Source organism: Trinickia sp. (genome assembly GCF_035492435.1).
Classification (GTDB): domain Bacteria; phylum Pseudomonadota; class Gammaproteobacteria; order Burkholderiales; family Burkholderiaceae; genus Trinickia.
Genome location: NZ_DATJJF010000031.1, coordinates 1 through 20,199 on the forward strand (window position 1 = coordinate 1; position 20,199 = coordinate 20,199).

Annotated in this window: 16 protein-coding genes; 8 read left to right on the forward strand and 8 right to left on the reverse strand. The window is 58.9% G+C overall.

Features of this window, described 5'->3' with window-relative positions; genetic code table 11:
* Positions 1-325: 325 nt before the first annotated feature.
* From acnA to VL598_RS02850, 6 genes are all read right to left on the reverse strand, one after another.
* Entirely contained in the window at positions 326-3,043 is a 2,718-nt protein-coding gene (acnA, locus tag VL598_RS02825) for an aconitate hydratase AcnA (RefSeq protein WP_325325187.1), read from the reverse strand.
* A 98-nt stretch (positions 3,044-3,141) separates the two neighbouring features.
* Positions 3,142-4,593, reverse strand: coding sequence for a bifunctional 2-methylcitrate dehydratase/aconitate hydratase (locus tag VL598_RS02830; RefSeq protein WP_325325188.1), 1,452 nt, complete (start codon positions 4,591-4,593; stop codon positions 3,142-3,144).
* Positions 4,594-4,620: 27 nt separating this feature from the next.
* Complete coding sequence (locus VL598_RS02835) at positions 4,621-5,145, reverse strand: hypothetical protein (RefSeq protein ID WP_325325189.1); 525 nt, start codon at positions 5,143-5,145, stop codon at positions 4,621-4,623.
* A 125-nt stretch (positions 5,146-5,270) separates the two neighbouring features.
* Positions 5,271-6,440, reverse strand: a complete 1,170-nt coding sequence (prpC, locus tag VL598_RS02840; RefSeq protein ID WP_325325190.1) for a bifunctional 2-methylcitrate synthase/citrate synthase — start codon at positions 6,438-6,440, stop codon at positions 5,271-5,273.
* Positions 6,424-7,458, reverse strand: coding sequence for an HpcH/HpaI aldolase/citrate lyase family protein (locus VL598_RS02845; protein WP_325325191.1), 1,035 nt, complete (start codon positions 7,456-7,458; stop codon positions 6,424-6,426). Before VL598_RS02845 ends, prpC begins: the two co-directional genes overlap by 17 nt.
* Before the next feature lie 262 nt (positions 7,459-7,720).
* On the reverse strand, positions 7,721-8,704 hold the full coding sequence (locus tag VL598_RS02850; RefSeq protein ID WP_325325192.1) for a malate dehydrogenase: 984 nt from the start codon (positions 8,702-8,704) through the stop codon (positions 7,721-7,723).
* Positions 8,705-9,109: 405 nt separating this feature from the next.
* Between VL598_RS02850 and VL598_RS02855 the strand changes: the two genes are divergently transcribed.
* The 7 genes from VL598_RS02855 (at position 9,110) to gltA (ending at position 14,988) form a co-directional block, all read left to right on the forward strand.
* Positions 9,110-9,895 carry a GntR family transcriptional regulator gene (locus tag VL598_RS02855; protein ID WP_325325193.1) on the forward strand — a complete coding sequence of 262 codons (786 nt, stop codon included), beginning with the start codon at positions 9,110-9,112 and terminating at the stop codon, positions 9,893-9,895.
* A 164-nt stretch (positions 9,896-10,059) separates the two neighbouring features.
* Complete coding sequence (sdhC, locus tag VL598_RS02860; RefSeq protein ID WP_325325194.1) at positions 10,060-10,473, forward strand: succinate dehydrogenase, cytochrome b556 subunit; 414 nt, start codon at positions 10,060-10,062, stop codon at positions 10,471-10,473.
* 5 nt (positions 10,474-10,478) lie between these two features.
* On the forward strand, positions 10,479-10,847 hold the full coding sequence (gene sdhD, locus VL598_RS02865; protein ID WP_325325195.1) for a succinate dehydrogenase, hydrophobic membrane anchor protein: 369 nt from the start codon (positions 10,479-10,481) through the stop codon (positions 10,845-10,847).
* Between the two features lie 4 nt (positions 10,848-10,851).
* Positions 10,852-12,627, forward strand: a complete 1,776-nt coding sequence (gene sdhA / locus VL598_RS02870) for a succinate dehydrogenase flavoprotein subunit (RefSeq protein WP_325325196.1) — start codon at positions 10,852-10,854, stop codon at positions 12,625-12,627.
* A gap of 25 nt (positions 12,628-12,652) precedes the next feature.
* Positions 12,653-13,354 carry a succinate dehydrogenase iron-sulfur subunit gene (locus tag VL598_RS02875; RefSeq protein ID WP_325325197.1) on the forward strand — a complete coding sequence of 234 codons (702 nt, stop codon included), beginning with the start codon at positions 12,653-12,655 and terminating at the stop codon, positions 13,352-13,354.
* A gap of 1 nt (position 13,355) precedes the next feature.
* Positions 13,356-13,628, forward strand: a complete 273-nt coding sequence (locus VL598_RS02880) for a succinate dehydrogenase assembly factor 2 (RefSeq protein WP_325325198.1) — start codon at positions 13,356-13,358, stop codon at positions 13,626-13,628.
* A gap of 58 nt (positions 13,629-13,686) precedes the next feature.
* Positions 13,687-14,988, forward strand: coding sequence for a citrate synthase (gltA, locus tag VL598_RS02885; RefSeq protein WP_325325199.1), 1,302 nt, complete (start codon positions 13,687-13,689; stop codon positions 14,986-14,988).
* Between the two features lie 872 nt (positions 14,989-15,860).
* Here gltA and VL598_RS02890 read toward each other — a convergent pair.
* Entirely contained in the window at positions 15,861-16,235 is a 375-nt protein-coding gene (locus VL598_RS02890) for a hypothetical protein (RefSeq protein ID WP_325325200.1), read from the reverse strand.
* Positions 16,236-16,612: 377 nt separating this feature from the next.
* Between VL598_RS02890 and bamA the strand changes: the two genes are divergently transcribed.
* Entirely contained in the window at positions 16,613-18,961 is a 2,349-nt protein-coding gene (gene bamA, locus VL598_RS02895) for an outer membrane protein assembly factor BamA (RefSeq protein WP_325325201.1), read from the forward strand.
* 67 nt (positions 18,962-19,028) lie between these two features.
* Here the strand turns inward: bamA and VL598_RS02900 are convergent, their stop codons facing one another.
* Positions 19,029-19,586: a GNAT family N-acetyltransferase gene (locus tag VL598_RS02900; protein ID WP_325325202.1), complete on the reverse strand. Its 558-nt coding sequence runs from the start codon at positions 19,584-19,586 to the stop codon at positions 19,029-19,031.
* Between the last annotated feature and the right edge of the window lie 613 nt (positions 19,587-20,199).

Here is a 20,199-nt window from a genome sequence, read left to right on the forward strand (position 1 = left end):
CCGTTTCATCAACAAGAGTCGGCGACGCCGAGAAGGCTGCCGATCGTCGAAGCGGCCTTGCTCAACGGGCTACATAGTCCGTCATATCAAGCTGCTCGCGACGAGCTTGTCGCGGCCGTCGCAAATCCCGACCGCGCCAAACAGATTGATTGATCAGTTTGCGCGGCCCGCGCAGATTGATTCCAGCCAGCGTCACGTCTTGCAGGATGGCTCTCCAGAAAGGAAAACACCCTACAGCGGAATCCGCGTGTAGGGTGGGGGAACCATCTCATCAGCCCAGCAAGGAACTGGGCTTTCGGCTTGCCTGCGACGAGAAAGCGTGCGCTTACGCCGCGAGCAGTGAGCGCAGCACGAACGGCAAAATCCCACCGTGCTTGTAGTAGTCGACTTCAATCGGCGTATCGATGCGCAGCAGCACCGGCAAGCGTTGCGACCCGCCATCCTTGCGATTGATCACCAGCGTGACTTCCTGCTGTGGCTTGAAATCGTCGCTGAGGCCCTCGATGTCGAACGTTTCCTCGCCCGTGATGCCGAGCGACTGGACGCTGTCCGAACCCTTGAACTGCAAAGGCAACACGCCCATGCCGACAAGATTGGAACGGTGGATCCGCTCGAAGCTGCGTGCAACCACGGCCTTTACCCCGAGCAGTTGCGTGCCCTTGGCAGCCCAGTCGCGTGAGGAGCCGGTGCCGTACTCTTCGCCGGCGAACACGATGGTCGGTGTGCCTGCTTCGATGTACTTCATGGCCGCATCGTAAATCGGCATCTGCTCGCCGCTCGGCTGGTGCATCGTCAGCCCGCCTTCGACCCGCGTGCCGTCCGCCTTCGACGGAATCATCAGGTTCTTGATGCGCACGTTTGCGAACGTGCCGCGCATCATCACGTCATGATTGCCGCGGCGCGAACCGTAACTGTTGAAGTCAGCCTTCTGTACGCCATTGGCCTTGAGCCACTTGCCCGCCGGCGAATCTTCCTTGATCGAGCCCGCTGGGCTGATGTGGTCGGTCGTGACCGAATCGCCAAACACGCCAAGCGCACGAGCGCCCTCGATGGTCGGAATGGCGTCCGACGGCTGCATCGAAAACTGCTCCCCAAAAAACGGCGGCTCTGCGATGTAAGTCGATTTCGGCCAGTCGTAGACTTGTCCTTCCGCACCCTCGATCTTGCTCCAGAGATCGCCTTTCTGCGTCAGCTGCGAATAGTTGCTGCGGAAGGTCTCCGCATTGAGCGCGTACTTCAGCAGCGCATGGACTTCATCGCTCGACGGCCAGATATCGCCAAGATAAATGTCCGTGCCGTCCTTGCCTTGACCGACGGGTTCCGTCATGAGATCGCGCGTCATCGTGCCCGCGATGGCGTAGGCCACGACGAGCGGCGGCGATGCAAGGAAGTTCGCGCGGATGTTCGGATGGATTCGCGCTTCGAAATTTCGGTTACCGGACAGCACGGCCGCGGCAACGACATCGTTGTTCGTAATCGCATCGTTGAGCTCGGGCGTGAGATCCCCGGCGTTGCCGATGCAGGTGGTGCACCCGTATGCGGCAAGCTCGAAGCCGAGTTGCGAGAGATACGGCATAAGGCCCGTCTTGGTCAGGTAGTCCGTGACGATGCGCGATCCCGGCGCCAGCGACGTCTTGATGTGCGGCGCAACGGTGAGGCCGGCTTCAACCGCCTTCTTCGCGAGCAAGCCCGCCGCAAGCAGCACGCTCGGGTTCGAGGTGTTTGTGCACGAAGTGATGGCGGCAATCAGAACGTCGCCGTTTTTCAGCTTAACGCCGTTCGACGTTTCGTACTCCGCGTCGAGATCCGCAGGCTTCTTGGCAAAGCCGTTTTCGCTGACGGGCTTCGAAAACAGCTCGGTGAACGTCGATTTGACATACCCGATTTCAATGCGGTCCTGCGGACGTTTCGGGCCGGCCAGCGATGGTGCGACGGTGGCGAGGTCGAGCGTGACGACCTTCGTGTAGTCGATTTCGCCCGTATTCGGAATGCCAAAGAGTTCCTGGGCTTTGAAGTAGCCTTCGAAAGCGGCGATTTCGGCGTCGGTGCGGCCGGTGCCCTCGAAGAAACCGATGGTCTTCTCATCGACAGGGAAGAAGCCCATCGTCGCCCCATACTCGGGCGCCATGTTGCCGATCGTCGCGCGATCCGGCACGGAAAGCGAGGCCGTGCCTTCGCCAAAGAATTCGACGAACTTGCCGACGACCTTTTCTTTGCGCAGCAGTTCGGTGATCGTGAGCACGAGATCTGTTGCCGTGACGCCTTCGCGCAGCCGCCCCTTGAGCTCGACGCCCACCACATCCGGGGTCAGGAAGTAGACGGGCTGGCCGAGCATGCCGGCTTCAGCTTCAATGCCGCCCACGCCCCAGCCGACGACGCCGATACCGTTGATCATCGTTGTATGACTATCGGTACCCACGAGCGTGTCGGGGTAATAGACGGTGTCCCCGTTTTCTGCCTTCTTATGTACGCCGCGCGCCAGATATTCCAAGTTGACTTGGTGCACGATCCCGACGCCCGGTGGTACCACCTTGAACGTATCGAACGCTTGCATGCCCCATTTCATGAACTGATAGCGCTCGTTGTTGCGCTGAAATTCGAGCTTCATGTTGAGGTCAAGGGCATCCGGCTGACGGAAGTAGTCCACCTGCACGGAATGGTCGACCACGAGATCCACGGGCACGAGCGGCTCGATGAGCTTCGGATTTTTGTCCATGCGCTGTGCTACGCCGCGCATGGCCGCGATGTCGGCGAGCAGCGGAACGCCCGTGAAGTCCTGCAGCACGACACGCGAAACGACGAACGGAATTTCGTCGACGCGGGGTGCATTGGGCTTCCAGTTCGCGAGTTGCGCAACGTGCTCTTCGGAAACCTTTTTGCCGTCGAAGTTGCGCAGCACCGATTCGAGAACGATACGGATCGACACCGGCAGGCGCTCGATTTTGACGTTCAGTGCTTTGCCGAGCGCGGGCAGCGAATACAGCTTGCCTTTGCCGCTACCGCTATCGAATTCCTTAAGTGTTTTGTGGAGGTTGTGGACCATGGTTTTTCCTAGGAATGGAGCGAGGATCAAATCTCGAACGATCTTGATGCGTGTCTGAAACCGAAACCGTATGGGTGTCTTTCGATGTACTTTGAATGCTAGATCACATAGAGGTCGACGTATTCATTGACCGGCATCGTTTCAAGCTGTACCTGATCGAGCGAGACATCGAGAATCGCTTGCTGCTGCTTGGCCGGAAAGCGCCGCGCGAGGTTCGTTCGGAACTTGTCGACGAGCAATGGAATACCGTCCGCGCGCCGGCGCTTGTGGCCGATCGGGTATTCGACCACGACTTCCTCGAGCGTAGTGCCGTCGTCGAGCTCCACAGCGAGCGCGTTCGCAATCGAGCGTTTGTCGGGATCGTGATAATCGTGTGTGAACTGCGTGTCTTCGAAACAGGTCATCTTGGCGCGCAGCGCGTCGATGCGAGGATCGGCGGCCACAGCGTCTTCGTAATCGGCGGCCGTCAGCCGTCCGAAAAGTAGGGGCACGGCAACCATGTACTGAATGCAGTGATCGCGGTCGGCTGGATTATCGAGGGGCCCTTTTTTATCGATGATCCGAATGGCCGCTTCATGCGTGCGAATGGTGATTTTCGCAATGTTCTCGGCTGTTTTGCCTTTTGCCTTCAATAGGCCATGAATTGTCATGGCTGCTTCGACGGCAGTTTGTGCATGAAATTCAGCGGGGAACGAAATCTTGAAAAGCACGTTCTCCATGACGTACGAGCCGTACGGTCGCTGAAACTTGAATGCGTTGCATTTGAAAAGTACGTCGTAAAAGCCCCAAGTCCTGGCCGTCAACACCGAGGGGTAGCCCATCTCGCCCGTCTTCGCGATCAGCGCAAGCCGCACGGCGCGAGACGTTGCGTCGCCCGCGGCCCATGACTTGCGCGAGCCCGTGTTCGGCGCGTGACGATAAGTGCGCAGCGCGTGACCGTCGACGAACGCGAGCGATACCGCGTTGATGATCTCCTCGCGCGAGAGTCCGAGCATTCGTCCCACTACGGCCGTCGAGGCAACCTTGACGAGCAGCACATGGTCAAGGCCCACTTTGTTGAACGAATTTTCGAGCGCGATGACGCCCTGAATCTCGTGTGCCTTCACCATCGCGACCAATACGTCTTTCATGACGAGTGGCGCTTTACCTGCGGCGACGGCATTGCGCGAGAGCCAATCGGCGGTCGCAAGAATACCGCCGAGGTTGTCGGACGGATGACCCCACTCGGCCGCGAGCCAAGTGTCGTTGAAGTCGAGCCAACGGATCATCGTGCCGATGTTGAATGCGGCCTGCACGGGATCGAGCTGGAATGGCGTGCCGGGCACTTTCGCACCGTTGGGCACGATCGTGCCCGGCACGATGGGCCCGAGCAGCTTCGTGCAGGCCGGATAGGAGAGCGCCTCGAGCCCGCAGCCGAGTGTGTCGATCAGGCAATTGCGCGCCGTGTCGAGCGCAAGCGCGCTCGTGACCTCGGAATTGAGGACATAGTCGGCAATATCGACAAGCACCTGGTCCGGTTCGGGCCGGACATTCGAGATCGGAGCGGTCATCGTGTGGCCTCTTTGGTTAAAGCGCGGTTATTGACCCTTCAGCGCGCTTGATTGCGTCGTTGCAGCCCCGCCTTGCGCCATCTCGGCCGTCTTGCACTCATCCGCAAGACGCGAGCTGTCGCTGTCGGAGAACAGCATTACCTTGGTCGGAATCACGACGAGATCAAGACCCGATGCGGCGTCGTGAAAGCGCTGTGCGCCCGTCGTCGTCGACTCGCGCGGCAAGCTGTAGTTCTTGTTTGCCCAATGCACGGTCACGATCTGATCGCGCGACATGTCGCCCTTGAGTTCGAACGAATGCCCTTCGCTGCACGTATAGCGGACTGCGCCTTCCGGAACCGGATCCATCTTAGCGACGGATTCTTCGGACTTACGCTTGACGAGCCGATGCTTGGGCGCGGGCGCCTTGGCCGTTTTCTTATGGACAGGTTGTTTGGCATGTGCCGCTGAAGCATGCGCCGGCGCGGCGGGTTGCGTCGTTTGCGCGTTGGCGGCGAGCGACATCGTTGCGGCGATGCTGCCGATAAGGGTTGCGATCAGCAATTTCTTCATTGGGAATCCCGGACCTTCGGTTTAGAAGCAGTGAGTGGAATAACGAGCCGTCGGCGCCGCCGCACACAATGCGAGGGCACAGACCTCAGGCGCCGCACGCCTCTCACGCGGCGGCGCGGCGGCCGCTATTTTCTCCTATTTAGCGGTACGAACTTCATACTTTCGGGGCCGGTGTAATTTGCGCTGGGCCGGATGATCTTGTTGTCGATGCGCTGCTCGATGATATGTGCGCTCCAACCCGACGTGCGCGAGATCACGAAGAGCGGCGTGAACATCGCCGTCGGCACGCCCATTCTGTGATACGAAACGGCGCTGAACCAGTCGAGGTTGGGAAACATCCTCTTCGCTTCCCACATCACCGATTCCAGACGCTCGGCAATATCGAAAAGCTTCATGTCGCCGGCGTCCCGCGACAGCTTGCGGGCCACCTCCTTGATGACCTTGTTGCGCGGATCGGAGATCGTGTAGACGGGGTGACCGAAGCCGATCACGACTTCTTTCATCTCAACGCGGCGGCGAATGTCTGCCTCCGCTTCGTCAGGCGTTGTGTAGCGCGACTGGATCTCGAATGCTGCCTCGTTGGCGCCGCCATGCTTCGGCCCACGCAGCGCACCAATCGCGCCCGTGATGGCGGAGTAGATGTCCGAGCCGGTGCCGGCAATCACACGAGCCGTGAAGGTCGAGGCGTTGAATTCATGTTCAGCGTAAAGATTCAGCGACGTATGCATCGCTTCGACCCACGATTTGGGCGGTTCCTTGCCGTGCAGCAAGTGCAGGAAGTGGCCGCCGATCGAATCGTCGTCCGTCTCGACCTCGATGCGCCGGCCATTGTGCGCATAGTGGTACCAGTAAAGCAGCATCGAGCCGAGCGAGGCCATCAGGCGGTCCGCGATTTCGCGTGCGCCGGCGAGGTGATGGTCGTCCTTTTCCGGCAGTACGGTACCGAGCGCGGAAACGCCCGTGCGCATGACGTCCATCGGATGCGCGCCGGCCGGCACCCATTCAAGCGCTGCTTTGACGTTGGCGGGTAGCCCGCGCAGCGCTTTCAACTTGGTTTTGTAGGCGGCGAGCTCGGCCTGTGTCGGCAGCTTTTCATGCACCAGCAGGTAGGCGATCTCCTCGAACTCGCAGGTGGTGGCGAGATCGAGGATGTCGTAGCCGCGATAGTGCAAATCGTTCCCGGTGCGTCCGACCGTGCACAACGCTGTATTGCCTGCCGTTACGCCGGAAAGCGCCACAGATTTCTTGGGCTTGAAGCCCGAGGGACTGGCTGTTGCGTTATCGGCTTCGCTCATGATCATCCACTCCTCCTCGAGAGTCGAGATCCGTGCCGAAAAGCGGCGCCGTTTCGGGGGGCAGCATTTTCCCCGTCGCGCGTGCCCGGCGCAACACGGACCAATAGTAGCGATAGCTCGCGCGATCATGCAGGGTGTCGCCGTGGCGTATCGGGCCCCATTGTGCGGCTTGGGCGGCCAACAGGATGTCGGCCGCCGTTTCTATGGCATCGTCGCGTGGGGCGAAGGCCGCGACGATGACAGGCACTTGGGCCGGGTGAATGCTCCACATCCGCGTGTAGCCGAACTCATCGCGCGCGCGTGCGGCATCGCTTGCGACGACTTGCATGTCGCGCACTTCGGTGCTCACGTTATGGGAGGGGGCGCGACCATACGCATGGCAGGCAGCGGCAATTTCAAGCTTCGCGCGCCGTACGAGCGGATGGTCGAACTGGCCCGGTGAGCGCATGGCAGTATCGGGAATCGCGCCATCGTGTGCGGAGACGAAGTCCATGACGCCAAACGAGAGCGCTTCGATGCTCGGCAGCGCTGCCAGCCGAAAAACGTCAAGCAGTGCGCCGTGCGTTTCGACCAAGGCGTGCGCTGCAATCGGTTTCGCGATGCCGAGCTCGCGGCGCGTGCCTTCAATAAAGGCGCACATCTCGGCGGCGTCAGCCGCGCTGCGGACCTTCGGCAATGTGATGTAGGCCGGTGCGCGTTTGGCGGCGCGCAAAATGAGGCGTACGTCGTCGCGCCAATGCGGATTGTCGAAACTGTGAACGCGCACACCGACGCGACCGAATCGGTCATGCTCGCTGCCGATCAGCGATGCGACAAGCTCCGCATGTTCGGATTCTCGGCCGACCTGGGCACCATCTTCACAATCGAGCGTGACATCGAAGACAGGCCCCAGTTGCGCTTGCAGAGCAAGCGATTTGAGCATCAGCTTCTCGCTGCCTGCATAGTGATCGCAGACAGGGAGCATCGCAGGCGGTGCTTCGCCATCAAACAGCACTTCGGCGGGACTGAGGGCGCGCATCTTCGGCGTCAAAGAGGTTCAAGGTTGGGGAATTCGAACGAGCGGCGCTCAGCATGGATTCGAGCGGCGCGGTTCGCGCGAGAAAAACGGATCGGCGCACAGTTCGCTCGTTTCTGTCCCGGCGACGTTCGAGCGGTGTGTCACGCCCACAGCAAAGCCAGCGGGCGGCGACATGCAATGTGACGAGGCGCGTGTGGCCGTCCGGCTTCAAAATCGGGATGCCGGCCTTCTGTTCGTTAGAGGGAAGGCCGGCTCTCATGCGTCAGCCGAGCAGGTGCTGGACGCCGTCGCGCTCTTCGAGCAGCTCTTTCAAGGTGAAATCCATTTTTTCGCGCGAGAACGCGTCGATTTCGAGACCCGTGACGCGCTGGTACTCGCCGTTTGCACAAATCACCGGCACGCCGTAGATGATGTCTTCAGGGATGCCGTAAGAGCCGTCTGATGGCACGCCCATCGTGACCCACTTGCCGTTGGTGCCGAGCACCCAGTCGCGCACGTGGTCGATGGCGGCATTAGCTGCCGAAGCAGCGGAAGAGAGGCCGCGTGCCTCAATGATGGCGGCGCCGCGCTTGCCGACCGTCGGAAGGAACACGTTGCGGTTCCATTCTTCGTCGTTGATGAGCTTCGCAACCGCTTGGCCTTCCGCCGTGGCGAACCGGTAGTCGGGGTACATCGTCGGCGAGTGGTTGCCCCACACCGCCAGTTTTTCGATCGACGCGACAGGCTTGTTCGACTTGGCTGCAAGCTGCGACAGCGCGCGATTGTGATCGAGGCGCAGCATCGCCGTGAAGTTTTTCTTCGGCAGATCGGGCGCCGACTTCATTGCGATATAGGCGTTCGTGTTGGCCGGGTTGCCGACGACGAGCACCTTGACGTCGCGGCTCGCCACTTCGTTAAGTGCGCGGCCTTGCACGGTGAAGATCTCGGCGTTGGCCGACAGCAGATCCTTGCGCTCCATGCCCTTGGAGCGCGGACGCGCACCGACGAGCATTGCGATGTCGGCGTCCTTGAAAGCGACTTTCGGATCGTCCGTGACGACGACGCCGGACAGGAGCGGGAATGCGCAATCCTCGAGCTCCATCACGACGCCCTTGACGGCGGCTTGCGCCTGCGGCAGATCGAGCAGCTGCAGGATGACGGGTTGATCCTTGCCTAGCAGGTCGCCGTTCGCGATGCGAAAGAGCAGCGAGTAACCGATTTGACCTGCGGCGCCGGTAACGGCAACGCGTTTTACGGGCTTAGCCATTGAACTCTCCAGGACGATGCATATTGATGCGTTGGGGGCGTCTTAACGCTTGCGGAAACGCCATTCTATGCGCGTTAAGCAAAGCGTGGGCGGAAGCGAAAGCTCGCTGGCGAACTCGAGCAGGCTTAAGCCCAACAACCGTCTGCCGGCCCCGACGCGCCCTCGTGCCATTGCATAATCCGTGCAAGACCTTTCGGTCCTCGGAGGCATCAATCGCGTTGCCGTCAGACGTCGAGTTTACGGGGCGAAACCCTTTGCCAAGCACGCCCGACACCGTTGTCCGCGACGCAGTTTAGGAGGGTGTCAGATCAAAGTCAACTATGTCTTATGTCTTATATAAGACACAGGAATTGATGAGTAAAATACCCTGGACGCACAAGCCCCCTTTATGTTGAAATGCGCGGCATGAATGCGAATCAGCCCAACTCTGCCAACCCTCGCGGCACATCCGGCGAGGGGGGGGATAACGTGCCTGCGGCGACGTTCAGCCCGCTTTATCAGCAAATCAAGGGGTTGATCACGCAAAGCCTCGATGCGGGCGAGTGGAAGCCGGGCGAGATCATCCCGAGCGAAGTGGAGCTCGCCGCGCGCTACAAAGTCAGTCAAGGCACTGTAAGGAAGGCCATCGATGAACTGGCCGCCGAAAACCTAGTCGTCCGCCGCCAAGGTAAGGGCACGTTCGTTGCAACGCACAACGAGGACCGTGCCCACTTCCGCTTTTTGAGATTGCTGGCCGATGACGGCGCAGAGCACCCGCACTTGAGCAAGGTGCTCGAGTGCCGGCGCCTGCGTGCGCCCGCCGAGATCGCGCGTCAGTTGGATCTCAAGCCGGCCGATCCTGTAGTCCAGATTAAGCGCTTGTTGCAGTTCGATGGTGCGACGACCGTATTTGACGAAATCTGGTTGCCGGGTGCCATGTTCCGAGGGCTCACGTTCGAGCGGCTCTCAGAGTACAAGGGGCCGATGTATGCCATGTTCGAAGCGGAGTTCGGGACACGCATGATCCGCGCTTCCGAGAAAATCCGGGCTGTGGCGGCCGAATCCGCCGTTGCCGCGCTGCTCGGCGTGCCCGAGGGGTTTCCTTTGCTGTCTGTCGATCGCGTCGCCTATACGTACGGCGATCGGCCTGTTGAAGTGCGTCGTGGATGGTATGTCACGACGGGGTACTACTATCAGAACGACTTGAGCTGAAGGCTTGCTGACGCGTGCCGAGCGCGCGTTGTCCGGAGTCGTGGGGAAGGAGCATTTTTCCTTCCTGCGCAACGATTCTTGCGCCTTTTTCGCTGCGCTGCGGTATGAAAAGGCGTTAAAATCACCGCCGGTTAAGTTGGTTGACTAAAGTTAGGGGTCTAGCAATGGCAGAAGCCGTGAAAAAAACGAGACCTGAGTACCGGAACATTGGTCTCGGTCAGATCTTGACCGCTTATCGTCTGCCTGCTGCAGGGCGCGTCTCAATCTTGCATCGAGTGAGCGGTGCATTGCTGTTTCTCTTTCTCCCCTTTTGGCTCTACCTCTTCGATCAAAGCCTCACTTCCGTACGGACCTTTGAGGACTTCCGGTCGTTCTTCTCCAACATTGTTGTCAAGCTCATCGCGCTGGTTCTCGCTTGGGCATTCCTCTTTCACTTCTGCGCCGGCATCCGTCACCTCGTCATGGATTTGCACTGCGCTGTCAGCAAGGAGGGCGGCCGGCAGACGGCCTTCGTCGTGTTCATCGCCTCGTCGGTATTGACGATCGCGTTCGCGCTCAAACTGTTCGGAGTGTTCTGAAAAACATGGCAGCCAACAATCGAATCGGATCGAAGCGTCTTGTCGTCGGAGCACACTACGGCTTGCGCGACTGGCTCGCGCAGCGCGTGACTGCTGTCATCATGGCTGTGTACACGGTCATCCTGCTTGGTTGGTTTTTCGGCGCGCACGATTTCTCCTACGACGGTTGGGCGTCCATCTTCGCCGCTCAGTGGATGAAGCTCGCGACGTTCGTTACGCTGCTTGCGCTTCTTTATCACGCGTGGGTTGGCGTGCGCGACATCTGGATGGATTACATCAAGCCCACCGGCATTCGGCTCTTCCTGCAGGCCCTGACGATCGTCTGGCTGCTCGGCTGTGCAGGCTACGCCGCACAGATTCTCTGGAGAGTGTAAAAGAATGGTTGCGATCAAGAATTCTCTGCCGCGTCGCCGCTTTGACGTGGTCATCGTGGGTGCGGGTGGTTCGGGGATGCGTGCGTCGCTGCAGTTGGCGCGCGCGGGGTTGTCGGTGTGTGTGCTCTCAAAGGTGTTTCCTACGCGCTCCCACACGGTAGCCGCGCAAGGGGGCATTGGTGCGTCGCTCGGCAACATGAGCGAAGACAACTGGCATTACCATTTCTTCGATACGGTAAAAGGTTCCGACTGGCTCGGCGATCAGGATGCGATCGAGTTCATGTGCCGGGAGGCACCGAACGTCGTCTATGAGCTCGAGCACTTCGGCATGCCGTTTGACCGCAACGCCGACGGCACGATCTATCAGCGCCCGTTCGGCGGCCACACCGCGAACTACGGTGAAAAGCCCGTACAGCGCGCCTGCGCCGCTGCGGACCGCACCGGCCACGCGCTGTTGCACACGCTTTATCAACAAAACGTCGCGGCGAAGACGCAGTTTTTTGTCGAATGGATGGCGCTCGACCTGATCCGCGATGCGGATGGCGATGTGCTCGGCGTGACTGCGCTCGAAATGGAGACGGGTGACGTCTACATTCTCGAAGGCAAATGCACACTCTTCGCCACGGGCGGCGCCGGCCGTATCTTCGCGGCGTCGACGAACGCGTTCATCAATACGGGCGATGGCCTCGGCATGGCTGCTCGCGCGGGCATTGCGCTCGAGGACATGGAATTCTGGCAATTTCATCCGACGGGCGTGGCAGGCGCTGGCGTGCTCATCACCGAAGGCGTGCGCGGCGAAGGCGGCATCTTGCGCAACGCCAACGGTGAACGGTTCATGGAGCGCTACGCGCCGACGCTCAAGGATCTGGCGCCGCGCGATTTCGTTTCGCGCTCGATGGACCAGGAAATCAAGGAAGGCCGTGGTGTGGGTCCGAACAAGGATCACGTTCTGCTCGACCTTTCTCATATCGGCGCTGAAACGATCATGAAGCGTCTGCCGTCGATCCGCGAGATTGCGTTGAAGTTCGCGAATGTCGACTGCATCAAGGAGCCGATTCCTGTGGTGCCCACCATCCATTACCAGATGGGTGGGATTCCGACGAACATCCATGGTCAAGTCGTCGGCACCCCGAAGGGCCACGAGGAGCCGATCAACGGTTTCTACGCGGTGGGTGAATGCTCCTGCGTTTCGGTGCATGGTGCGAACCGCCTCGGCACCAACTCGCTGCTTGACCTCGTCGTGTTCGGCCGCGCGGCTGGCAATCACATCGTCAAGCACGTGAAGGAAATCAAGGAGCACAAGCCGTTGCCGGCCGGTGCGGCTGATTTTTCGCTCGCGCGTCTCGACAAGCTCGACCGCTCGAGCTCTGGCGAATATACGCAGGCGATCGCAGGCGATATCCGCTCGACGATGCAGGCGCACGCAGGGGTTTTCCGCACGTCGAAGCTCCTTTCCGAAGGGGTCAGCAAGGTCAAGGAACTGACCGAGCGCGCCAGCCACGTTCATCTGAAGGACAAATCGAAGGTCTTTAACACGGCGCGCGTGGAAGCGCTCGAACTGGCCAACCTGATCGAGGTTGCGCGCGCAACGATGGTGTCGGCCGAAGCGCGCAAGGAAAGCCGGGGTGCGCATGCGCACAGCGACTACGAGCACCGCGACGACGTGAATTGGCTGCGCCACTCCCTGTGGTTCAGCGAAGGCGATCGGCTCGACTACAAGCCTGTGCACATGACGCCGCTAACGGTGGAATCGGTGCCGCCGAAGGCGCGTACGTTCTGAGACGGCTCATTCAAGGACAGCAGAGATGGCAAAACGCATTTTTGAGATCTACCGCTACGACCCCGACCAGGACGCTGCGCCACGGATGCAAACCTATGAGCTTGATATCGAGCATGAGCGGATGCTGCTCGATGCGCTGGTCAAGCTCAAGGCGATGGACGAGACGCTCTCGTTCCGCCGCTCGTGCCGCGAAGGCGTGTGCGGATCGGACGCCATGAATATCAATGGCAAGAACGGTTTGGCTTGCCTCACCAATCTGAACGATCTGCCGCACAAGATTGTCCTGCGTCCGTTGCCCGGCCTTCCGGTGGTGCGCGATCTTATCGTCGACATGACGCATTTCTTCAATCAGTACCACTCGATCAAGCCGTACCTGATCAACGACACGCCGCCGCCCGAAAAGGAGCGATTGCAGTCGCCTGAGGAGCGAGACGAGCTTGATGGCGTCTACGAGTGTATTCTGTGCGCTAGCTGTTCGACGTCGTGCCCGAGCTTCTGGTGGAACCCAGACAAGTTCGTCGGCCCGGCGGGCCTTTTGCAGGCCTATCGCTTCATTGCGGACAGCCGCGATGAGGCGACGGCGGAGCGTTTGGACAATCTGGAAGACCCTTATCGGCTTTTCCGTTGCCATTCGATCATGAACTGCGTCGACGTCTGCCCGAAGGGGCTCAACCCAACAAAGGCCATCGGCAAGATCAAAGAACTGATGGTGCGCCGTACTGTTTAAGATGGATGAAACCTCACATCAGTCGGACCCGCTTCGTCGCGCACGCCTGCGCTGGCGCGCGCGGCGCGGTTTGCTGGAGAACGACCTCATCTTCGAGCGGTTTTTTAACCGTTACGAAGATAACCTCAGCGACGATGACGTCGGCGCGCTTACGCGCTTGTTTGAGCTGGGTGACAACGACCTGATGGACTTGCTTCTTGCTCGCAAGGAACCGGAAGGCAATTTTTCCGACCCGGCGGTTATCCGGGTGCTGGGGCTGTTGCGCGCCGTGTGAGCGCTGCATATGGGGCGCTGTTAGCGCTTGACCGGAAACCAACTTGATTGAGGATGCTATGACTCCGTCAGATGTCAAAGCCACACTGTCCTTCAGCGACAATTCGCCCAGCGTCGAACTGCCTATCTACAAGGGCACGTTGGGCCCGGACGTCATCGATATCCGAAAGCTTTACGGCCAAACAGGCAAATTCACGTATGACCCCGGCTTCATGTCGACGGCATCGTGCAACTCGTCGATCACGTACATCGACGGAGACAAGGGCGAGTTGTTGTACCGTGGTTATCCGATTGAAGAACTTGCGAAAGTCGCGGATTTCCCCGAAACCTGTTATTTGCTGCTCAAAGACGATTTGCCGGACGCATCTCAGAAAGCCGAGTTTGTGAGCACGCTCATGCGGCATACGATGGTGCATGAGCAGATGCAGTTCTTTTTCCGCGGCTTTCGACGCGATGCGCATCCGATGGCCGTACTTGTCGCGGCGGTCGGCGCGCTGTCGGCGTTCTATCACGATTCGCTCGACATCAACGATCCGCGTCACCGCGATATCTCCGCAATCCGGATGATCGCGAAAATGCCGACTCTTGTTGCGATGGCATACAAGTACAGCATCGGGCAGCCGTTCGTTTATCCGAAGAACGACCTCTCGTATAGCGCGAACTTCATGCGCATGATGTTCTCGAACCCCTGCGAGGAATATCAGATCAACGACGTGCTCGTGCGCGCGCTGGATCGGATTCTCATTCTGCACGCGGATCACGAGCAAAACGCCTCGACGTCCACGGTGCGTCTTGCCGGCTCATCGGGTGCCAATCCGTTCGCGTGTGTCGCGGCCGGTATCGCTTGTCTGTGGGGCCCGGCGCACGGCGGTGCGAACGAGGCGGCGCTCAATATGCTCGAGCAAATCGGCTCGCCCGACAACATTCCGGGGTTCATCAAGCAGGTCAAGGACAAGAACTCGGGCGTGAAGCTGATGGGCTTTGGCCACCGCGTGTACAAGAACTATGATCCGCGCGCGAAGCTCATGCGTGAGACCTGCTACGAAGTACTGCAGGAGCTGGGCTTGCATGACGATCCGCTCTTTGCGCTTGCGATGCAGCTCGAGAAGATCGCGCTTGAAGACGAGTACTTCGTCTCGCGCAAGCTGTACCCGAACGTCGACTTTTATTCGGGCATCGTCCAGCGTGCGCTGGGTATCCCGACTTCGATGTTCACCTGTATCTTTGCGATGGCCCGTACGGTCGGCTGGATTGCGCAATGGAACGAGATGATTGGCGATGAGGAGCAGAAGATCGGTCGGCCGCGCCAGCTCTTCGTGGGCCACGCGCTACGTGACGCGAAGCCCATCTCGGAGCGCTGATCGAAGGTCGATTTTGACCGCGATCTGACTGAACGACCGAGCCAATGAGAAGCGCCCCGGGGCAATCGCCCCGGGGCGCTTTGTTTTTGCTGTAGCGCATGCCCGGCCACGGCTTTGAGCCTCGATTTTGTGATGCTTGGCGACGTGTCTTCGGGAAAACCTTCCATAAAGTTTCAATGATGGTTTAACAAAAAGACGGGGTTGACCACGGGTTATTGATTGTGTTTGTGAGCATACCCAATACGGGAATCGGTAATTCGTACGTAATCGCGAAAAAACAATTCGTTTTTTCTGATGCCCTAAAATGCAGCGAATCGTCGAAAATCGGGGTTTCTTTCGTGGTGGATTTAGAGTATTCTCCGCACCAACAGTCATTTGCGCGTCACCTTCGTCATTTTGTTGGTGCGGCACTGGAGCTGGATAATCGGCCGTCCTCGACAAGGCGCGTCACGGGCTGCATTGCAGATTGCGTTCGCCATTCGGTACTTTATTTAAAGCGCGCTTTGCTCGTGGTATTCGTTTCGGAATGCGCAGAGTGGTGGTCTCGCATGACGGCGAGTAGATGAAGTGATCGTTTAATCGCTGCGAGTTTAGATTCGCAGTTGAGTCTGATGCAAAAGATTCGGAGGCATGGGCCTTCTTCGGGCTCCATGTCCCGCCTGCATGCAACTTTTGTCCTCGGAGGCAGGCGGCTTTACCACGCCGTTTGCATAAACGGCGTGGCGTTTTATTTAGGTCTGGTCGGCTAGGGGCGGCACGGAAAACCGTCAAGCCCGATTGGTCGCATCAAGCGTTCAACGCGCCAGAACAAGCATAATGGCGCGCAGATATGCCGCAATTACCGGGATATCGACATCGCACTGAAACCGACTTCAGTTGACGAGCATGTCGGCGGGCGCAGTCAGTGCCGGTTGCTCCGATAACACCTCACTAAGCTGAGCAACGCTTGCCAGCGTCAGCATGTACGCAATCCAGCCGGCGCCGGCATGCCGCATGAGCAGGACAGGCCCGTCGTACATCGGGCTTCTTTCCACTTGCCAGCAAGGATCGACCTCTAGTGGGTAATCATGCGCGACAAACGGCTTGGCCGGTTGCGGGGGATTCATGTCCGCGCGCAAGCGTATGAGTTGCTCAATCAGCGTATCGACGTCGCTCGCGCGCAGGAGTGATGAACGATTGTCGATCGAGAATTGCACCGCATCGGTGTCCGATTCGGTCACCGCTTCAATCGTCATGGGGTAGTACATCAGCTAACCTTCAATCGTCGGTACCCATCGTTGCATGGGCGTGAGGCACGGGGAGCATTGTTGCGATCACCGTGGGGGGCGCCTGCTGGCGCAACGAGATTAGTCCACTTTTCGCGCAAGCATGTTGCACTTGATTACACCGTATAAGCACGCGTTAAGCGGATGCGGCGCCCACGTGGATTGTCCTTAGGGCGCCTGCACACGTCATTGCCTGCACTTTCCTGAATAATGCGTTGCGCATCGGGCTTTCAGATCTTGCCAAATCTTGCAAAAGTAATGGATGGTAATAATGGTAACGTCTGTGTAATCCTTGCGAAGAGGGCACCCCTTAAGCTGTCGGACTCTTGACATCATGCATAGGTTGCAGGAGCTTCGACATGTGGCAGATTCGTTTCTCGCGCGGGCGTCACGAGAGAGGGCGGCCGGCTGCGAGAGCGCTGAGTGCCGCGGTCACCGCCGTCCTTGGTGCGGTCGTCGTGCCTTCGGCGCATGCTCAAGCGTCGTTCGTCGTGCGTGATATTCGTATCGAAGGCTTGCAGCGCATCGAGCCGAGTACCGTTTTCTCGTACCTGCCGATCAAGCAGGGCGACACATTTACCGACGATAAAGCCTCCGACGCAATTCGAGCCCTTTACGAAACGGGCTTTTTCAATGACGTTCGTATCTCGACCGATAACGACGTGGTCGTCGTTCATGTCGTCGAGCGGCCAGCTATTTCCGAAATCGACTTTGGCGGACTTCACGAGTTCGAAAAGGATGCGCTGCTCAAGGCACTGAGCGGCGTTGGCCTTGCGCAGGGCCGCTATTACGATAAGGCGCTCGTCGATCGTGCCGAGCAGGAGTTGAAGCGCCAGTATCTGACGCGCGGTTTTTACGCGGCCGAGGTCAAGACGACCGTGACGCCTGTCGACCAGAACCGCGTCTCGATTCTTTTCTCCGTGATAGAGGGGCCGAGCGCCAAGATTCGCCAAGTGAATTTTGTCGGCAATCGCGTGTTCAGTACGCGCACGCTGCGCGACGAGATGCAGCTTTCGACGCCGAACTGGTTCTCCTGGTACACGAAGAACGATCTGTACTCGAAAGACAAGCTGACGACGGACCTCGAGCACGTTCGCCAGTACTACCTGAACCGGGGTTATCTCGAGTTCAATATTGAGTCGACGCAGGTTTCGATCTCGCCGGACAAGAAAGACATGTACCTCACGCTGACGGTACATGAAGGCGAGCCCTATCGACTCTCGAGCATCAAGCTCGCGGGGGATCTGCTTGATCGCGGGCCGGAGTTGCAAAAGCTCATCAAGATCAAGCCGGGTCAGCTGTTTTCGGCCGAGCAGCTGCAGGCTTCGACGAAGGCCATCGTCGACAAACTGGGTGAATACGGCTACGCGTTTGCAACGGTTAACGCACAACCTGATATCGACCAGCAGCACCATAAAGTCGCGATGACGCTGCAGGTTACGCCGGGTCGTCGCGTCTATGTGCGCCACGTGAACATTACCGGCAATACGCGCACGCGCGATGAGGTGGTTCGACGTGAGATGCGTCAAATGGAAAGCGCATGGTTCGATTCGAGCCGGTTGCAGCTTTCGAAGGATCGCATCAACCGCCTTGGCTACTTCACCGATGTCGACGTGACGACGACACCTGTGCCGGGAACGACTGACGAAGTCGACGTCGACGTGAAGGTGACCGAGAAGCCGACGGGCTCCATTACGCTGGGTCTTGGCTACGGATCGGGCGAAGGGCCGATCATTTCGGCTGGCATTTCGCAAGACAACGTCTTCGGTTCGGGGACGAGCCTTTCGCTCAACGTCAATACGTCGACGATTTACCGCACGCTGACGCTCACGCAGGTCGATCCGTACTTCACGATCGACGGTATCAAGCGCATCACCGACGTCTATTACCGGACGACGATGCCGCTGTATTACTCGAGCACGACCGACACGAGTTTCCGGATCATCAACCTCGGTGGCGACCTGAAGTTTGGCATTCCGTTTTCGGAAGCCGATATGGTCTACTTCGGAACGGGTTTCGAGCAGTACCGGCTCGATGTCGATTCGACGACGCCGCAGAGTTATATCGACTACGTGAATCAGTTCGGCCGAGTGTCGAACGTTGTGCCGCTCACGGTGGGCTGGTCGCGTGACACGCGTGACAGCGCCCTTGTGCCGAGCCGCGGGTACAACGTGCAGACCAATGCCGAGTACAGCAGCCCGCTCACGCGCGTATCGTTCTACAAAGCCGACGTGCAGGCGCAGTATTACTACTCGTTCGCGCGCGGCTTCGTGCTTGGGCTCAATTTCCAAGGCGGTTACGGTAATGGTCTCCAGGGCAATCCGTACCCAATCTTCGAAAACTACTATGCGGGCGGTATCGGCTCGGTTCGAGGTTATGAGCCAGGATCGCTGGGGCCACGCGACACCTCGACGGGAGACCCGATCGGCGGCTCGAAGATGATCGTCGGCAATATCGAGCTCACGTTCCCGCTGCCTGGCACTGGCTATGACCGCACGCTGCGCGTCTTCACGTTCTTCGACGGTGGTAACGTCTGGGGCAGCGAGGGCAGCTCGACCGGCTCGAACGGCTTGCGCTACAGCTATGGTATGGGCCTAGAGTGGATTTCGCCGATTGGCCCGCTCAAGCTCGACTTCGCTCTGCCAGTCACAAAGCATGCGGGCGACCAGTACCAGAAGTTCCAGTTCCAGATCGGTACGTCGTTCTAAGCGCTCTCTTATACAGAGCACAGGTCCGGCCCGCTGAGAGCGGCCGGACCTTTGTTTTTTCTTGATGTCAGAGTTGTCGACGATCACTCTTGAGTAGCCCGTACAGGGCGCTATCTGACACCTCATCACCCACTATCCAGCGTTCACGCAGCAGTCCTTCACGGACAAATCCGAGCCGATCGAGAAGGCGCGCTGAGGCGACATTGCGCGGGTCGATATCCGCCTCGATTCGACGCAAATTCAACGTGTCAAACGCGTACTCAATCACGGCGGAAGCCGCTTCGCTCATATATCCCATTCCCCAAAACTTGCGTTGCAGACTAAAGCCGATTTCCGCACGCCGGCATTGCTCGTCTGCACGAAAGAGAGCGCAATCCCCAAGCACTTCACTGGTTGCCCGTAGCTCGAGAACACAAATCAGGGTTTCACCGTTAGCGGCGGACGGCCTCAGCTTAGACGCAACGCGCTCCCTTGCCTGATCAAGGCAAGTCATTGCCGGAAATGAAAAATAGCGCATTGCGTCCACATCCGACCAGACCTCGAACAGCGCCTGTGCGTCTTCGTCACGAAGCGGCCGCAAAATAAGACGTGGAGTAGTCAGGACAACAGGTTCAAATAGGTACACGGGTCGCTCCAACGGTTTGGTTATATTGGCTTCGCTCGGTATCGGCTTTCGCGGTGTGGCCAAATGGTCAGTTTTCAGCCTCATTATGTTCGCGTTCAGAATGAACGCTGGCCGACTATTTTGACTTCTGTCCTCAGCCTCGTCGGTGCCGCGCAGTAGCGGATAAAGGCGTTCGACGCCTCGGGCACGACGATCAGATCAGCAGTATCGACAAGATCAGACGTCCGCTTCCGCTTCGACAATACTTCGCGCGACGCCTTTAATGCGGCGGATGCTCTAGATCGCATTTTGCAACGGAAGCGAAGCTTTATCTCCCAAGCGTATCTTGTTTGCGCCTGTCAAGGCGCCCCCCAACTCAGCCCCGACGGCGGATATCTGGCTTGGCTCTCGCCTCTTGATGCGTGTTGAAAATCTGGATTTTGCGCCAAGCGATGCTGCGGAAAGCGTATGGGGCGTCTGAGGCTGACTTGGAATCAGGGCATGGCCGCCCCCAGTCTTCGAGTGCTAAACGTTTCGTACAACCGTAATCAGCTGTGGCAGACTATCTTCTTACCGGTCCGGCATGTCCGGCACGCTTTTTCGGCCGATAAGCGGTAACCGGCTTAGCGATGGA

Bases quoted from the DNA above. Each gene is read 5' to 3' on its own strand.
- acnA (WP_325325187.1), bottom strand. From the start codon at position 3,043: ATGGTCCACAACCTCCACAAAACACTTAAGGAATTCGATAGCGGTAGC.
- VL598_RS02830 (WP_325325188.1), bottom strand. From the start codon at position 4,593: ATGACCGCTCCGATCTCGAATGTCCGGCCCGAACCGGACCAGGTGCTT.
- VL598_RS02835 (WP_325325189.1), bottom strand. From the start codon at position 5,145: ATGAAGAAATTGCTGATCGCAACCCTTATCGGCAGCATCGCCGCAACG.
- prpC (WP_325325190.1), bottom strand. From the start codon at position 6,440: ATGAGCGAAGCCGATAACGCAACAGCCAGTCCCTCGGGCTTCAAGCCC.
- VL598_RS02845 (WP_325325191.1), bottom strand. From the start codon at position 7,458: ATGCGCGCCCTCAGTCCCGCCGAAGTGCTGTTTGATGGCGAAGCACCG.
- VL598_RS02850 (WP_325325192.1), bottom strand. From the start codon at position 8,704: ATGGCTAAGCCCGTAAAACGCGTTGCCGTTACCGGCGCCGCAGGTCAA.
- VL598_RS02855 (WP_325325193.1), top strand. From the start codon at position 9,110: ATGAATGCGAATCAGCCCAACTCTGCCAACCCTCGCGGCACATCCGGC.
- sdhC (WP_325325194.1), top strand. From the start codon at position 10,060: ATGGCAGAAGCCGTGAAAAAAACGAGACCTGAGTACCGGAACATTGGT.
- sdhD (WP_325325195.1), top strand. From the start codon at position 10,479: ATGGCAGCCAACAATCGAATCGGATCGAAGCGTCTTGTCGTCGGAGCA.
- sdhA (WP_325325196.1), top strand. From the start codon at position 10,852: ATGGTTGCGATCAAGAATTCTCTGCCGCGTCGCCGCTTTGACGTGGTC.
- VL598_RS02875 (WP_325325197.1), top strand. From the start codon at position 12,653: ATGGCAAAACGCATTTTTGAGATCTACCGCTACGACCCCGACCAGGAC.
- VL598_RS02880 (WP_325325198.1), top strand. From the start codon at position 13,356: ATGGATGAAACCTCACATCAGTCGGACCCGCTTCGTCGCGCACGCCTG.
- gltA (WP_325325199.1), top strand. From the start codon at position 13,687: ATGACTCCGTCAGATGTCAAAGCCACACTGTCCTTCAGCGACAATTCG.
- VL598_RS02890 (WP_325325200.1), bottom strand. From the start codon at position 16,235: ATGTACTACCCCATGACGATTGAAGCGGTGACCGAATCGGACACCGAT.
- bamA (WP_325325201.1), top strand. From the start codon at position 16,613: ATGTGGCAGATTCGTTTCTCGCGCGGGCGTCACGAGAGAGGGCGGCCG.